We start from the raw sequence: 14,999 nt of genomic DNA, 5'->3' as shown, positions 1-14,999 counted from the left end.
ACGCGCAGCATCGAGGACTGACGGAATCACACGGGAGGATACGCTCATGGCAATGGCATCGACCGCCGGCAAAACAAGCCGCGGCATGACGCGCGAGGAGAAGAAGGTCATCTTCGCTTCCTCGCTCGGCACCGTTTTCGAATGGTACGATTTTTATCTCTACGGCTCGCTGGCAGTGTTCATTGGTTCGACTTTTTTCAGTCCAACCATTCCGGAAGCGACGCGCAATATTTTCGCGCTGCTGGCGTTTGCCGCTGGCTTCCTCGTGCGCCCGTTCGGCGCATTGCTGTTCGGCCGCATCGGCGACCTTGTCGGCCGTAAATACACTTTCCTTGTCACCATGACGATCATGGGCCTGTCGACCTTCCTGGTCGGCTTGCTGCCTGGCTATGCGACTTTGGGCATCGCCGCTCCCGTGATCCTGATCATCTTGCGCATGTTGCAGGGCCTGGCGCTCGGCGGCGAGTATGGCGGTGCCGCCACCTATGTCGCCGAGCATGCACCTGACGATCGCCGCGGCTACTACACGTCGTGGATACAGACGACGGCAACGCTCGGCCTATTCCTGTCGCTGATCGTCATCCTGATCGTCCAGGGGTCGATGACCAAGGAAACCTACGCCGCCTGGGGCTGGCGCATTCCGTTCATCGTTTCCTTCCTCCTCCTCGGCATTTCGATCTGGATCCGGCTGTCGCTTTCTGAATCGCCGACCTTCCAGCGCATGAAGGACGAAGGCAAAGGCTCCAAGGCGCCGCTGTCAGAAGCCTTCGGTCAGTGGAAGAACGCCAAGATCGCGCTGCTGGCGCTGCTCGGCCTCACAGCCGGTCAGGCCGTAGTTTGGTACAATGGCCAGTTCTACGCGCTGTTCTTCTTGCAGAACGTGCTCAAGGTCGATCCGCAATCGGTCAACATCATGATCGCGATTGCTCTGGCTGTTGGCTCGATCTTCTTCGTCGTGTTCGGCTGGCTCTCCGACAAGATCGGCCGCAAGCCGATTATCATGGCCGGCCTTGCACTGGCGATCGTCTGCACCTTCCCGTTGTTCAAGGCGCTGACCTGGGCAGCCAACCCGGCGCTCGCCACAGCGCAGCAGAACACCCGTGCGACGGTGACCGCGGCACCGGGAGACTGCAAGTTCCAGTTCAACCCGGTGGGCACGGCGAAGTTCACCACGTCCTGCGATATCGCCACCTCGTTTCTGACCAAGAACTCGGTGCCTTATGACGTAGTGGCCACGGCAGCGCCCGGCACTGCTGCGTCGGTCAAAATCGGCAACGAGACGGTTGAGTCGTATGACGCCACCGCAGCCGGCGATCAAGCCAAGGCCAAGGACGCTGCTTTCGCCAAGGCGGTAAACACGGCGCTTCAGGACGGCGGCTATCCGCTGAAACGGGCAGCGGCGAAGGTGCCGAATCAGAAGCTCGAAGCCTTCATCGCGGCCAATCCCGAACTGAAGCTCGATGCGGCCGCGATCCGCGCCGGCGAGAAGGCCATGGTTCCGACCGACCAGGCGATCAAGGACAAGCTGCTGACTGCCGATGAGGCTGCGGGAGCTCCCGAGGTCACCGTCTACACCGTACCAGGCGGCGGTCCCTTTGCCATGTTCGCCGACCCGGCGGCGGTCAACTGGCCGATGACGATCGGCATCCTGCTCATCCTCGTGATCTTCGTCACGATGGTCTACGGGCCTATTGCCGCGATCCTGGTCGAGATGTTCCCGACCCGCATCCGCTACACCGGCATGTCGCTGCCCTACCATATCGGCAATGGCTGGTTCGGCGGGCTGCTGCCGGCGACGGTGTTCGCGCTCAGCGCCTACAAGGGCGATATCTACTACGGACTCTGGTACCCAGTGGTGATCGCGGCGATGTCGCTGATCATCGGCATGATCTTCGTCAGGGATACCCTCGGAACAGACCTGCACACTAAGCAGTAGCCGACCTGTCCCGGCTCAAGCAAAGCCCGGCGCGAGCGATCGCGCCGGGCTTTGCCAATTTATCAAATACGCGGACGGAGAAGCCTAGCTCTTCCGATCCTGGTTCGCTTCCTCGATCGCTGCTTCATGATACCAGGCACTTCCGAAATCCGTGCGGTTGCGCAACGAAGCAAGTTCTGCCGCGAACTTAGCCTTTCCGCTTAAATTTGAGGCAGAAGCGCGCGCTGCCACCGGGAACATCAGGATTTTGGCCGACTGACGAGTGGAAGTGATTTCCATTGTCGGTTTCCTTTCTTCGACAGAACCTTGCCGATTCAACCTTTCCCCAACATAGGTTCAGCAATCAAAATAGGCAACATGATTACAAAAAGATCAGTACTTGCACATTATTTGTGCAAAATATGCTTGTGGATGATCCGAGCGCAGCATGACGGCGGACCAGCGATTTTGGGCGGATACAACCTCACTTTTGCCGCATCCATCGCCGGCGAGAATGGCACACGAATTGCATTTTAGTAATCCGGCAGGTCGGCTGCTGGATAGGCCGGCTCGCCCCGGCGCCATCCAGGGTTCGGTGATCAAGCAACGAGAGGCTAGAATGACGAAATACAAGCTCGAGTACATTTGGCTCGATGGATACACCCCGGTTCCCAATCTTCGCGGAAAGACGCAGGTCAAGGACTATGCCGAGTTTCCGACGCTCGACCAGCTTCCGCTGTGGGGCTTCGACGGTTCTTCGACCATGCAGGCCGAGGGCCACAGCTCCGACTGCGTTTTGAAGCCGGTCGCCGTTTATCCCGATCCCGCCCGCACCAATGGCGCTCTCGTCATGTGCGAGGTCATGATGCCGGACGGCGTGACGCCGCATGCGTCCAACAAGCGCGCCACCATTCTCGACGACGAGGGCGCCTGGTTCGGCTTCGAGCAGGAATATTTCTTCTACAAGGACGGCCGCCCGCTCGGCTTCCCCGAGAGTGGCTATCCGGCGCCGCAAGGCCCGTACTACACTGGCGTCGGCTACAGCAATGTCGGCTCCGTCGCCAGGCAGATCGTCGAGGAGCATCTCGACCTTTGCCTTGCCGCCGGCATCAATCACGAAGGCATCAACGCGGAGGTGGCCAAAGGCCAGTGGGAATTCCAGATCTTCGGCAAGGGCTCCAAGAAGGCCGCCGACCAGATGTGGATGGCGCGCTATTTGATGCAGCGCCTGACCGAGAAGTACGGCATCGACATCGAATACCACTGCAAGCCGCTCGGCGGCACCGACTGGAACGGCTCGGGAATGCATGCCAACTTCTCGACCGCTTATATGCGCGAAGTCGGCGGCAAGGGCTATTTCGAGGCGCTGATGGCAGCCTTCGACAAAAACCTGATGGATCACATCGCCGTCTACGGGCCGGACAACGACAAGCGTTTGACCGGCAAGCACGAGACTGCGCCGTGGAACAGGTTCAGCTACGGCATCGCCGATCGCGGCGCCTCGATTCGCGTGCCGCACTCCTTCATCAACAACGGCTACAAGGGCTATCTCGAGGATCGCCGGCCGAACTCGCAGGGCGACCCCTACCAGATCGCCTCGCAGATATTGAAGACGATCGCCTCCGTCCCGACCAGCGCCGAGGTTTCGGCCGCGGCTTGAGCATTCGTCACGGCGTGGACCTCAGGTCTGCGCTGTGACTTTCTCTCCAATCGCATCACAATAAAAAACCCCGGCGTCTCTGCCGGGGTTTTTTCTATTGGCTGCAACAATCCGGATCACACCGAATAATACATATCGTATTCGACCGGATGCGGGGTCATTTCGAAGCGCATCACCTCGGCCATCTTGAGCTCGATGTAGCTGTCGATCTGGTCGTCGTCGAAGACGCCGCCGGCCTTCAGGAAGCCGCGGTCCTTGTCGAGGCTCTGCAAAGCCTCGCGCAGCGAGCCGCAAACGGTCGGGATTTTCTTCAATTCCTTCGGCGGCAGGTCGTAGAGATCCTTGTCCATCGGCTGTCCCGGGTGGATCTTGTTCTTGATGCCGTCAAGGCCGGCCATCAGCATGGCGGCGAAGGCGAGATAGGGGTTCGCGCCCGGATCGGGGAAGCGGACCTCGACGCGCTTGGCCTTCGGCGACGAGCCGAACGGAATGCGGCACGAGGCCGAGCGGTTGCGTGCCGAATAGGCGAGCAGCACCGGCGCTTCATAGCCCGGCACCAGGCGCTTGTAGGAATTGGTCAGCGGGTTGGTAAAGGCGTTGATCGCCTTGGCATGCTTGATGATACCACCGATGTAGAACAGGCAGCTCTCGGACAGGCCGGCATATTCGTTGCCGGCGAAGGTCGGCTTGCCTTCCTTCCAAATCGACTGGTGGACATGCATGCCCGAGCCATTGTCGCCGAACACCGGCTTCGGCATGAAAGTGGCCGTCTTGCCGTAGGCGTTGGCGACCTGGTGCACGACATATTTATAGATCAGCATCTTGTCGGCGTTGCGGACCAGCGTGTCGAACTTGATGCCGAGCTCGTGCTGGGCGGCGGCCACTTCGTGATGGTGCTTTTCAACGCGCACGCCCATCTCGGCGAGCACGGTGAGCATTTCCGAGCGCATGTCCTGTGCCGAATCGACCGGCGGCACCGGGAAATAGCCGCCCTTGATGCGCGGCCGATGACCGAGGTTGCCGGTCTCGTAGTCGGTGTCGTCATTGGACGGCAGTTCGGTCGAATCCAGCCTGAAGCCGGTGTTGTAGGGATCGGCCTTGTACTTGACGTCGTCGAACACGAAGAACTCGGCTTCAGGACCGACGAAGATCTGGTCGCCGATGCCTTCGGCCTTCATGTAGGCCTCGGCTTTTTTAGCGGTGCCGCGCGGGTCGCGATTGTAGGACTCCCCGGAGATCGGATCGAGGATGTCGCACAGGATGACCATCGTCGACTGCGCGAAGAACGGGTCCATATGCACCGTATCGGAATCCGGCATCAGCACCATGTCGGACTCGTTGATCGCCTTCCAGCCGGCGATCGAGGAACCGTCGAACATGACGCCATCGGCAAACATGTCTTCCTCGACCTCGACGACATCCATCGTAACGTGCTGCAGTTTGCCCTTCGGATCGGTGAAGCGCAGATCGACGAACTTAACGTCGTTGTCCTTGATCTGCTTCATGATGTCTTTGGCTGTCGTCATGTCCCTGCTTCCCTATGTGATGACGTTTTGAACATGGCCTTTTAACGGGAAAATTCAGACGGCGTCCATGCCGGTTTCGCCGGTGCGGATGCGCACCACTTCCTCGATATTGGAGACGAAGATCTTGCCGTCGCCGATGCGGCCAGTCTGGGCCGCCTTGCGGATGGCTTCGATCGCTGCTTCGACCGCATCGTCGCCGAGCACGACTTCGATTTTCACCTTCGGCAGGAAGTCGACGACATATTCGGCGCCGCGATAAAGCTCGGTATGGCCCTTCTGGCGGCCAAACCCTTTGGCCTCGGTAACGGTGATACCTTGCAGGCCGGCCTCCTGAAGCGCTTCCTTCACTTCGTCTAGCTTGAACGGCTTGATGATCGCTTCGATCTTTTTCATGTAAAAAGTGGCCTCCACTGCCAAAAAAGACGGGTTGTGAGCCCCGCTTGCGCCTCAATCAAGCACGAACTGTGCCAATTGATGGGGTGCCGGGTGGGCTCACATGATTTGGATACCATGCTACGCGGGAATGTACATTCGCGTCATTCCCTGCGTCGGATGCGCCATGAACGCCGCGAGCCTACACACCGCCGGTCCTGCCGTCCGCACAAAAATTGGGCAGATCGGGTATTTCATGGGCAGCTGCGCGCCGTCGTCCCGAATGATGTACGCCGCCAAATTGCTTGGGGACCTTCGTTGTTTGCGTCGGATCAAAAACTGGACAATGCTTGGGGAAATGATGTGCATGTCGCCCGCATGAGCAATGAGCTTCTGTCTCCGTCCGACATGGCCGAGGCCGACCGGCTGGCGATTGCCGCTGGTCCATTCGACGGCATCGGCCTGATGCGCAATGCCGGTGCTGCGGTTGCTGCCGTAGTACTCAAGCGCTACCCGAACGCAACGCGCGTCCACGTGCTTTGCGGCCCCGGCAACAATGGCGGCGACGGCTATGTCGTGGCGCGGTTGTTGGCAGAGGCCGGGATGAAGGTCGCCGTTTGGGCCGAAGGCAAGCAGAAAGCGGGGAGCGATGCGGCGTTGGCGGCCGAAGCTTGCGACCTGCCGGTGAACCATATTGCCCATTGTTATCCAGAAGCGGGTGAAGTGGTCGTGGACGCGCTCTACGGTGCAGGTCTGTCGAAGGATATTTCCCTACATGCGTCAGCCGTCTCGGGCCGCAGCGCAGCGGAGAAAGTGCCAGTCGTCTCAATCGACCTGCCATCCGGCGTGTCGGGCGAGAGCGGATTGACCAATGCCTATTTCGACGCTGCGGTGACTGTGACCTTCGTGCGGAAAAAGCCAGGCCATCTACTGATGCCAGGACGCAGTATGTGCGGCGAAATCATTGTCGCTGATATCGGGATTCCGGATGGGATCGTCGACCAACTCAAGATCAAGACGTTCGAGAACACGCCGGACCTCTGGCTACGATGGGAGTTTCCGAGAACGTCTGCCGATACGCACAAATACAAACGCGGCCAAGTCGGCGTTTTTTCGGGCGGGCCGAATGCGACTGGTGCGGCAAGATTGTCAGCGATGGCCGCGGCCAGAAGCGGAGCAGGGGCAGTGACCGTGCTTTCGCCTAGCGATGCCATGCAGGTGAACGCCGCGCATCTGACCTCGATCATGCTGCGTGCGGTAGATACGGTGGCGGACGCAGGCGAGTTCATCAACGAAAGGCAGCATACTGCGTTCGTTCTCGGCCCCGGATTCGGAGTCGGCGAAAAAGCCCGCGACTTCGTCTTGCGGTTGCTCGAGCAGGACGAGGTCTATGATTTCAAACGCATGGGCCTGTTTGGAGGCATTGTGCTTGATGCCGATGGCCTGACTTCGTTTCGCGACGCTCCAGATGTTCTCTTTGAAGCAGCACATCGAACCTTCGCACCAAGTCTGGTGCTGACGCCGCATGAAGGCGAATTCGCCAGGCTTTTTCCCGACATTGCCAAATCGAAGAAGCAGTCAAAGCTCGCCAAGGCCCGCGCCGCCGCAGCGCGTGCCAATGCAGTCATTGTCTACAAGGGCGCCGACTCGGTGATCGCGGCGCCGGACGGCCGGGCGGCGATCAACGCCAACGGCGCGCCCTGGCTGGCAACAGCCGGGTCAGGCGATGTTCTGGCGGGCATCGTTGCCGCGCTGCTGGCGCAGGGGATGCGGGCTTTCCAGGCCGCCTGCGCCGCGGTCTGGATCCATGCCGAGGCCGGCAGGCGCTTCGGTCCAGGGTTGATCGCTGAGGATTTGCCGCTGGCTCTGGTGCCGTTGTTGCGCGAATTGGTCGAGAGCCAACCGGACCTTCTATGAGACGCCTTGCTCTCCTTCTCACCACGCTTGTCATGGCCGCTTTGACGACACTGTCGGCGAATGCCGCTGAGCAGCCGGTGACCATCGTCGATGATCCAGCAGTGCTTGCTGCTCTCGATGCCAAGGGCTTTGGCCTCGCCGGCATTTTCGGCGTCGATGGCAAGGGCGATTTGAAGACGCTTTACGACAAGGCGCCGGCCTATCACGCGATCGTCGAAACGATTGCAAGCGACGTCGCGGCATTGCGGGCCGAGATGAAGGCCGGTGGTCGGCCGCTCTACGAGGTGACCGACGGCAATGTTGGCCGTGTCATGGACATGCGCTGGCTGAGGACCGATGCCGCGCGCTTCCGCCTCGTCGGCATCGTCAACCGGCTCGACCGGCGCGACTTCGCCGCGCTGCAAGGCGATACGAGTTGCGGCGAAGTGCGCTTCGTCTATCGCTTATCCTATAGTTTCAAGAAAAACGGCAAGGTTCTGGCCTCGCGCCTGCCGTTCAATTTCAGTGCCGTCTACGATGCCGCGCCGGATGCCGACGGCGGTTGTGTCGGCGTCGCCGGACGCTGGGCACCACAACTCGACGAGAGCGTCGATGCCGGCTGGCTGACCGGTGGGCCGCTGGAAAGGACGGCGCTCACCTTCAAGCAGCTCGAGCTCAATGCGCAAGTGGTGCGCTTCCCCTCCGGCCAGGAGACCGAATTCGGCGGGCAGGCTGCCTATCTCATGCGAATTTTCGGCATCGACGGAGCGGCTGTCAGCGAAAAGCCGCTGGAAAACACGCCCGACACGGCACGTCTCGCCGAAGATGCTGCGCTGAAAGCAAGACTTGCCGACTATGTCCGCACCAATGTCGCGGCGGTCGATCTCGGCGTCTACCAAATCCCCGATGAATTCTTGGCAAGGAAGGTCATTTCGTGGTCGACCTTCGGCAGTGCAAGGCAGGCCAACCACCCGTTCACGCCACTGTTCCAGCCCGCGGATTTCGCTGGTGTCGATTTCTCCGCGCTGAAGCTGGTGCGCGCGCCGGAGGCATTGGTCGAGCGGCTGGACAACGGCGCCTGCCAGGGCTGCCATCAGGCGGGCTCGACCGCCGGCTTCCATTTCATCGGCCTGGACGACAAGACGACCTCGCCGCTCAACCGCATTGAGGTCGGCATCTCCCCGCATCTCCACGCCGACATCCCGCGCCGCGTCGCCTGGCTGCGCGCGACTGCCGACGGCAAGGAACCGAACCGCTTTCGCCCGTTATCGTTCGCGCCGCCGGCGACCTGGAACGATGCCGGCGAAATCGCCTATTCGCCGGCCGAAATGGCGATGCCGTGCCTGATGCCGGCGGATGCGGCCCGCTTCGGCGCAACATGGCAATGCGGCGCCGGCACCGTCTGCACGCCGCTGGCAACCGCGTCCGGCGTGCGCACCAAGCTGGCGCAATGCCTGTTGCCCAAGGACAGCGAAGACATGTTTTCCGGCCACCCCTGTTTAACGGGATACATCGCCAGCAACCCGGCACAGCCTTTCAATGACCACTATACCATCACCAGTCAGTTCGCCGCGTTCGCACCAAGCATTTCGCGCGCCGCCTACACCTGCCGACCGCCGAAGATCGGTGTGCCGGCGGGTATCGCCTATCGCGGCTGCGACGACCGGGATCGCAGCTTTGCCGCCTTCAAGACGGGCAAGCCGATGCCGAACGAGATTTGCGGGCTGGTCGGCGGCAAAAAATTCGACACCTGCGTGGCGACCAATAATTTCGACCAGTGCCTGGGCGGCGCCGTCAATCGCGGCAATCGTCCTGCCTGCTCGGCCGACCATTTCTGCCGCGAGGATTACATGTGTCAGTCGCTGCCGCCCGATACACCCGGTATCGGCAAAGTGAAGGGCATCGGCTTCTGCTCGCCGACCTATTTCATCTTCCAGATGCGCATCGACAATCACGCCACGCCGTGGTCGGGCGCCGTCCGCGCGACGATGGGAGCCGGGTTCGGAGCAGCGGAAGCGGAATAGCCTGCGCCGACTGGGCATTAGCCGCTATAGTTTCAGGTGGATAGCTATCGATCGAGATAGTCGGCGATCTTCGATGTCCATTCGCCGTCGAAATGGCGGACATGTTCGGCGACGATCTCATCGCTCAGCAGGCTCGACAAGGCGGAAACCAGAACTGGTTTTATCTCTGGAGCCGAGCTAAATCCAAGAGCAGTCAAACGTTCGGACCAGGGCGGATGATCCGCGCTTTCGTTATCTGGCGCGTCCCAGGCCTTTTGCGCATATTCTTGCAGGATGGGAAGCCTCGACAGGTGACTGGCGGCCGCCAGAACTCTTTCAAGTGGTGGACGAGGCGGTACCATGGTGCCAAGCAGTTCACGTTTAAGCGGAATATACACTTGGTCATCGAAGAGCGCACTGGCAGCACCGATCAGCAGCATGGCGCGCGCCGTTTCATATGCATCGCCGGACATCGCTGCATGACGATCTGCGTCAATTTCCGCCCGCCGCGACAACCGTATTTCTTCGCGCTCCAGCGTGCGCGACAGCGGGCCAAGCATCCAGTAGAACAGGCTGCCCGAAACGGTTTTTCCCGGTGGGGCGAAGTCGAAGATTAGATCGAAGCTCATTTCGAGTTCGGCCAGGTTGAGCCCGCCATTTGTATCTTTATTTTTCAGATGGGCGTCCTCATGGGCCAAGATCGCCGCAAACCCCTTTTGGTCGGTCGCTGCGAGCAGCGGCAGGCCCACGGTGAGAATTGCCCTGCGACCAAGCAGGCCCAGAAACGGCCGCTCTTCACCGATGCTAGCGTTGAGATCGTCGCTCAGGATGATGTTCGTGCGGCTGGCGCGGTGTTTGCCGGCAATACTCTCCCAGACAGCCCACAATTTCGGGGCTGATTCCCGAGTAATCCCGTCCACCTTGCTGGGTCGAAAACCAGCGAACAATGTCCCGATCAACAGAACGATGGCCAGCATCGCGGCCGGGATCGCAACAACGCCAGTCGCGATGACAGCGAGCGGATAGCAATCGAGGAACCAGAACCACAGGAGTATTGGGCAAAACAGCGGCAGGGCGAAGAGCAGGATGGCAAACCTGCCGAAACGCGCTCCTACATAGAGGACCAGGCGCGACATCAACCCTCACAGCGGAATGTTGTCGTGCTTCTTCCAGGGGTTTTGCATATCCTTGTTGCGCAGCATCCTGAGCGCGCGGGCGATGCGGCGGCGGGTCGAATGCGGCATGATCACCTCGTCGACATAGCCACGCTCGGCGGCAACGAAGGGGGACAGGAAGCGATCCTCGTAAGCTTTTGTGTGCGCTGCAATTTTCTCCGCGTCGCCGATATCCTTGCGATAGATGATCTCGACTGCGCCCCTGGCGCCCATCACCGCAATCTGCGCCGTTGGCCAGGCATAGTTCATGTCACCGCGCAAATGCTTTGACGCCATGACGTCATAGGCGCCGCCATAGGCCTTTCTGGTGATGACGGTGATCTTTGGCACGGTCGCTTCGGCATAGGCGAACAGAAGCTTGGCGCCGTGCTTGATCAACCCACCATATTCCTGCGGGGTGCCGGACAAGAAGCCCGGCACGTCGACGAAGGTGACGATCGGGATCGAGAAGCAGTCGCAGAATCGCACGAAACGAGCCGCCTTGCGGCTGGCATCCGAATCGAGCACGCCGGCCAGCACCATCGGCTGGTTGGCGACGAAGCCGACGGTGCGGCCCTCGATACGGCCGAAGCCGGTGACGATGTTTTTCGCAAAATTCTGCTGGATCTCGAAGAAGTCACCCTCGTCGGCAACTTTAAGGATCAACTCTTTGATGTCGTAGGGTTTGTTGGCATTGTCGGGGATCAGCCTGTCGAGCGACAGATCGTGATCGGTGACCGACTGGTAGCATTCGATCTCGGGAATTTCCGCCGTGTTGGAAGCGGGCAGCAGATCGACCAGCCGGCGCATCTGCAGCAGCGCCTCGACGTCATTGTCGTAGGCTCCGTCGGCGATCGAGGACTTCGTCGTGTGGATAGAAGCGCCGCCGAGGCTTTCGGCGGTGACCGTCTCGTTGGTGACGGTCTTCACCACATCCGGCCCGGTGACGAACATGTAGGAGGTTTCGCGAACCATGAAGATGAAGTCAGTCATCGCCGGCGAATAGACATCGCCGCCGGCGCAGGGGCCCATGATCAGTGAAATCTGCGGGATGACGCCAGAGGCCAGTACATTGCGCTGGAAGATCTCGGCATAGCCGCCGAGCGCCGCCACGCCTTCCTGGATGCGGGCGCCGCCGGCGTCGTAAAGGCCGATGATCGGCGCGCGATTGCGCAGCGCCATCTCCTGGACCTTGACCACCTTTTCGGCATGCGCCTCGGACAGCGAGCCGCCGAACACGGTGAAATCCTTGGCGAAAAGATAGACCGGGCGACCGTTGACGGTGCCCCAGCCCGTAACGACGCCGTCGCCGGCGATCTTGGTTTTCTCCATGCCGAAATCGGTCGAGCGGTGCTCGACATACATGTCGAACTCCTCGAACGAGCCCTCGTCGAGAAAGACGTCTATGCGTTCGCGGGCGGTCAGCTTGCCCTTCTTGTGCTGGGCGTCGATGCGGGCCTGGCCGCCGCCCATGCGGGCGATCTCGCGGCGGCGCTCGAGTTCCTTCAGCACGTCCTTCATGACCGGTCCCCGAAACGGAAAGCTGCATTGTGGTAATCATGCCCGCGAGAGAGCGCAAGCGCCGCTTCCTCATGGCTTTTGCTGCGCTGCAGCATCGGGCCCCTTGCATTTCGATGGGAACTGGGCCATATGCGGCGGCATAGGCGCTTGGGCCGGGATAATCCGGCCTTCTCGACGAATGAGACTGGTTGCGTCTGTTTTCCCTCTTCCCGACAGATCGGCAAGGTGGCGAAAAAGCCCCGTGGCATGATGCCTGCGGGCACGACAGCGCAGCCGTGCGGACGATAATGTCCGCCCGCCTTGTCGTTTCATGACAATTTTCGACGGCAGGTTGCGCCCTGCCGCCCATTGATGTTTGCGGCCAGGAGCCGCATGAAAGAAGAATATTTTGACCAATGAAAACACTTTGACCGGTAAGGACACTGGGGAACTGAACGGTTTCGCCGCACTTGGAATTACCGGCGCACTGCTCAAGGCCACCAATGCCGCCGGCTTTACCGATCCGAAGCCGATCCAGGCCCAGGCGATCCCGCCGCAGCTCGAAGGCCGCGACATTTTCGGCATCGCCCAGACCGGCTCGGGCAAGACGGCGGCGTTCGCGCTGCCGATCCTGTCGAAGATCATCGCACTTGGCACCAAGCGCCGGCCGAAGACGGCCCGCGCGCTGATCCTGGCGCCGACACGTGAACTCGCGGTGCAGATCGAGGAGATGATCAAGCTGCTCGCCAAGGGCGCGCATGTATCGACCGCGCTCGTGCTGGGCGGCGTCTCGCGCTTCAGCCAGGTGAAGAAGGTTGCGCCCGGCGTCGACATCCTGATCGCAACGCCCGGTCGGCTGACCGACCTTGTGCGTGAAGGCGACCTGATGCTTGCCGACACCAAATGGCTGGTGCTCGACGAAGGCGACCGCATGCTCGACATGGGCTTCATCAACGACGTGAAGCGCATCGCCAAGGCAACGGCGCCGGACCGTCAGACGGTGCTGTTCTCGGCGACTATGCCGGCCGAGATCGCCGAACTGGCGAAAGGCCTGCTGAAGAACCCGATCCGCGTCGAAGTCGCTCCTCACAGCACCGCGGCAGCCGAAATCGTGCAGGGTGTCGTCTTTGCCCGCACCAAGCAGAAGCGCCAGGTGCTGGCCAACATGCTTGCCGGTGAGGCGATGAAGTCCGTCATCATCTTCTCGCGCACCAAGCATGGCGCCGACAGGGTGACCAAGGATCTCGAGCGCGACGGCTTCAAGGCCGCTGTCATCCACGGCAACAAGTCGCAGAATGCCCGTCAGAAGGCACTCAACGATTTCCGTGAGGGTTCGGTGCGCATTCTCGTGGCGACCGACATTGCGGCACGCGGCATCGACGTGCCCGGCATCAGCCATGTGGTGAATTTCGACCTGCCGGACGAGGCGGAGAGCTATGTCCACCGGATCGGCCGCACCGGCCGCAACGGCATGGACGGCATCGCCATCACACTCTGCGACCCGTCTGAAAACAGCAAGCTGCGTCAGGTCGAGCGCATCATCCGCACCAAGCTGCCGATCGTTGCCGACCATCTCGGCAGCCCCGATCCGCAGCGCAATCCCGCCGAGAAGAACGAGCGCAGCTTCGAACCGGCCAATGATCGCAACGACCACAATGGCCGTCGCGACGGCAGGCGGCCCAGCGGCGCAAACAACGGCTTCGGCAAGAAGCGGTTCGGCGACAAGCCGGCCTTTGCGGGCGAGCGCAAGCCGGAAGGCGCCAAGCCCTTCAAGGGCAATAACAAGCGCCGCTTCGGCGGCAAGCGGCCAGCAGCGCGGGCCGCATAATCTGACCGTGTTGCGGTCGGCCAAGCCTGGCTTGGTCACACACGATTGAAGAGGGCGACCGGAGCGATGCTTCGGTCGCCCTCTTGCTTGGGGGCCTTTGGGTCACCTTACCACCGCCTCGATCGACACGACGATCCGCTGCGCGAGGAAAGCCGTGGTCGATGCGACAGCGCGTCGCCGGCAATGACGTGGTTGTCCGGGTCGCCGGTATCGTCGACCGGCACCAATTCATGTGCGGCGCCCCAGCGACCCGCAAACACGATCGCTCGCCCATCACCGATCCTACTCGACTGGCGGCTTGCGGTCGAAATTCAATGGCCGCGCATTCCAGCGGGTGACCGTGCTGATCACCCATCGGCAGAACGGCCCCGGCAGCATCCTGAGCAACTTCAGCGTCCAACTCAGGCGGCGTGGGAAAGTGACTTCGAAGCCGCCGTATTCGATGCCTTGCGCGATGCGGCGCGAGGCCAGATTGACCGGCATCAAGCCCGGCATCGGCAGGAAGTTCTTTTCGGTCAGCCGCGTGTCGACAAAGCCCGGATTAATCACCTGGATGCGGACGTTCATCTTGTCGAAATCGTATTTCAGCGACTCGGCCAGGATATTGACCGCCGCCTTGGTGCCGCCATAGGCGGCGGTGGTGGGCCAGCCGAAATAGGCGGTGACCGAACCGATCAGCACGACATGGCCGCGCGAGCGCACGCGCATGCGTTCGATGACCGGCAGCAGGCCATTGATGATGCCAAAATAATTGACTTCGAAAGACCGACGGAAATTGCGCGCCACAAGATCCTCGCCCGGCGTTGCGATATAGCTTCCAGCGTTGAACACTGCCAACACGATCGGACCGAGATCTTTCTCGATCGCTGCAACCGTCTTCGCCATGCGTTTTTCGTCGGTCACGTCGCAAGGATAGGCTGCGACACGGCCCGCCATCTGCGCCGTTTCGACGATGAGCGTATCGATCGGATGGTCATCTGGCGCAGTCACCGCGACGACATAGCCCCGAGCGGCAAGATCCTTGGCCAGCGAACGGCCGATACCGCTGCTGCCGCCCGTAATCCAGGCGACGCCATGCTTCGGATTGGCCCGATAGAGTGTCATGTTGCGCCCCGCCGGCTCTTCTTAGCCTGTGCTCTACCGGT

The 14,999-nt window shown here is 61.0% G+C and carries 11 protein-coding genes and 1 pseudogene; 5 read left to right on the top strand and 7 right to left on the bottom strand.

What is annotated here, in order from left to right:
• Nucleotides 1–46 precede the first annotated feature (46 nt).
• Nucleotides 47–1,936, top strand: a complete 1,890-nt coding sequence (locus NKH16_RS01790) for an MFS transporter (protein ID WP_352748805.1) — start codon at nucleotides 47–49, stop codon at nucleotides 1,934–1,936.
• Between the two features lie 84 nt (nucleotides 1,937–2,020).
• Here NKH16_RS01790 and NKH16_RS01785 read toward each other — a convergent pair whose 3' ends face one another.
• Entirely contained in the window at nucleotides 2,021–2,215 is a 195-nt protein-coding gene (locus tag NKH16_RS01785) for a DUF2735 domain-containing protein (RefSeq protein ID WP_352451032.1), read from the bottom strand.
• 319 nt (nucleotides 2,216–2,534) lie between these two features.
• Here NKH16_RS01785 and NKH16_RS01780 point away from each other — a divergent pair, with 319 nt between their 5' ends.
• Complete coding sequence (locus tag NKH16_RS01780) at nucleotides 2,535–3,575, top strand: glutamine synthetase beta-grasp domain-containing protein (protein ID WP_352748807.1); 1,041 nt, start codon at nucleotides 2,535–2,537, stop codon at nucleotides 3,573–3,575.
• Between the two features lie 116 nt (nucleotides 3,576–3,691).
• Here the strand turns inward: NKH16_RS01780 and glnA are convergent, their stop codons facing one another.
• A complete protein-coding gene (gene glnA, locus NKH16_RS01775; protein ID WP_023675115.1) occupies nucleotides 3,692–5,101 on the bottom strand; it encodes a type I glutamate--ammonia ligase in 1,410 nt (469 codons plus the stop codon).
• A 54-nt stretch (nucleotides 5,102–5,155) separates the two neighbouring features.
• Complete coding sequence (locus tag NKH16_RS01770) at nucleotides 5,156–5,494, bottom strand: P-II family nitrogen regulator (protein ID WP_019857988.1); 339 nt, start codon at nucleotides 5,492–5,494, stop codon at nucleotides 5,156–5,158.
• Between the two features lie 357 nt (nucleotides 5,495–5,851).
• Here NKH16_RS01770 and NKH16_RS01765 point away from each other — a divergent pair, with 357 nt between their 5' ends.
• Together NKH16_RS01765 and NKH16_RS01760 are read left to right on the top strand one after the other, a co-directional pair.
• On the top strand, nucleotides 5,852–7,390 hold the full coding sequence (locus NKH16_RS01765) for an NAD(P)H-hydrate dehydratase (RefSeq protein WP_352748810.1): 1,539 nt from the start codon (nucleotides 5,852–5,854) through the stop codon (nucleotides 7,388–7,390).
• Nucleotides 7,387–9,393 carry a hypothetical protein gene (locus tag NKH16_RS01760; RefSeq protein WP_352748812.1) on the top strand — a complete coding sequence of 669 codons (2,007 nt, stop codon included), beginning with the start codon at nucleotides 7,387–7,389 and terminating at the stop codon, nucleotides 9,391–9,393. The genes NKH16_RS01765 and NKH16_RS01760 overlap by 4 nt, the downstream gene beginning before the upstream one ends.
• 44 nt (nucleotides 9,394–9,437) lie before the next feature.
• On the opposite strand, the gene NKH16_RS01755 is transcribed toward NKH16_RS01760, so the two are convergent.
• Together NKH16_RS01755 and NKH16_RS01750 are read right to left on the bottom strand one after the other, a co-directional pair.
• Nucleotides 9,438–10,508: a M48 family metallopeptidase gene (locus NKH16_RS01755; protein WP_352748814.1), complete on the bottom strand. Its 1,071-nt coding sequence runs from the start codon at nucleotides 10,506–10,508 to the stop codon at nucleotides 9,438–9,440.
• 6 nt (nucleotides 10,509–10,514) lie between these two features.
• Nucleotides 10,515–12,047 carry an acyl-CoA carboxylase subunit beta gene (locus NKH16_RS01750; RefSeq protein ID WP_352898063.1) on the bottom strand — a complete coding sequence of 511 codons (1,533 nt, stop codon included), beginning with the start codon at nucleotides 12,045–12,047 and terminating at the stop codon, nucleotides 10,515–10,517.
• Nucleotides 12,048–12,435: 388 nt separating this feature from the next.
• On the opposite strand from NKH16_RS01750, the gene NKH16_RS01745 reads away from it, so the two are divergent.
• Nucleotides 12,436–13,854 carry a DEAD/DEAH box helicase gene (locus NKH16_RS01745; RefSeq protein WP_352705481.1) on the top strand — a complete coding sequence of 473 codons (1,419 nt, stop codon included), beginning with the start codon at nucleotides 12,436–12,438 and terminating at the stop codon, nucleotides 13,852–13,854.
• A 102-nt stretch (nucleotides 13,855–13,956) separates the two neighbouring features.
• Here NKH16_RS01745 and NKH16_RS01740 read toward each other — a convergent pair.
• Nucleotides 13,957–14,108: pseudogene (locus NKH16_RS01740) on the bottom strand (alpha/beta hydrolase); the annotation flags it as partial.
• 28 nt (nucleotides 14,109–14,136) lie between these two features.
• The gene (locus NKH16_RS01735) at nucleotides 14,137–14,958 is read right to left on the bottom strand and encodes an SDR family NAD(P)-dependent oxidoreductase (protein ID WP_352747288.1); all 822 of its coding nucleotides are present in this window, start codon (nucleotides 14,956–14,958) and stop codon (nucleotides 14,137–14,139) included.
• Nucleotides 14,959–14,999 lie beyond the last annotated feature (41 nt).

The organism is Mesorhizobium sp. M1307, assembly GCF_040318155.1.
GTDB lineage: Bacteria > Pseudomonadota > Alphaproteobacteria > Rhizobiales > Rhizobiaceae > Mesorhizobium.
This window is presented reverse-complemented; position numbering and strand designations above follow the sequence as displayed.

Excerpts from the sequence above, each read along its gene's own strand:
- NKH16_RS01780 (WP_352748807.1), top strand. The coding sequence starts at position 2,535 with ATGACGAAATACAAGCTCGAGTACATTTGGCTCGATGGATACACCCCG.
- NKH16_RS01785 (WP_352451032.1), bottom strand. The coding sequence starts at position 2,215 with ATGGAAATCACTTCCACTCGTCAGTCGGCCAAAATCCTGATGTTCCCG.
- NKH16_RS01765 (WP_352748810.1), top strand. The coding sequence starts at position 5,852 with ATGAGCAATGAGCTTCTGTCTCCGTCCGACATGGCCGAGGCCGACCGG.
- glnA (WP_023675115.1), bottom strand. The coding sequence starts at position 5,101 with ATGACGACAGCCAAAGACATCATGAAGCAGATCAAGGACAACGACGTT.
- NKH16_RS01770 (WP_019857988.1), bottom strand. The coding sequence starts at position 5,494 with ATGAAAAAGATCGAAGCGATCATCAAGCCGTTCAAGCTAGACGAAGTG.
- NKH16_RS01750 (WP_352898063.1), bottom strand. The coding sequence starts at position 12,047 with ATGAAGGACGTGCTGAAGGAACTCGAGCGCCGCCGCGAGATCGCCCGC.
- NKH16_RS01760 (WP_352748812.1), top strand. The coding sequence starts at position 7,387 with ATGAGACGCCTTGCTCTCCTTCTCACCACGCTTGTCATGGCCGCTTTG.
- NKH16_RS01790 (WP_352748805.1), top strand. The coding sequence starts at position 47 with ATGGCAATGGCATCGACCGCCGGCAAAACAAGCCGCGGCATGACGCGC.
- NKH16_RS01735 (WP_352747288.1), bottom strand. The coding sequence starts at position 14,958 with ATGACACTCTATCGGGCCAATCCGAAGCATGGCGTCGCCTGGATTACG.
- NKH16_RS01755 (WP_352748814.1), bottom strand. The coding sequence starts at position 10,508 with ATGTCGCGCCTGGTCCTCTATGTAGGAGCGCGTTTCGGCAGGTTTGCC.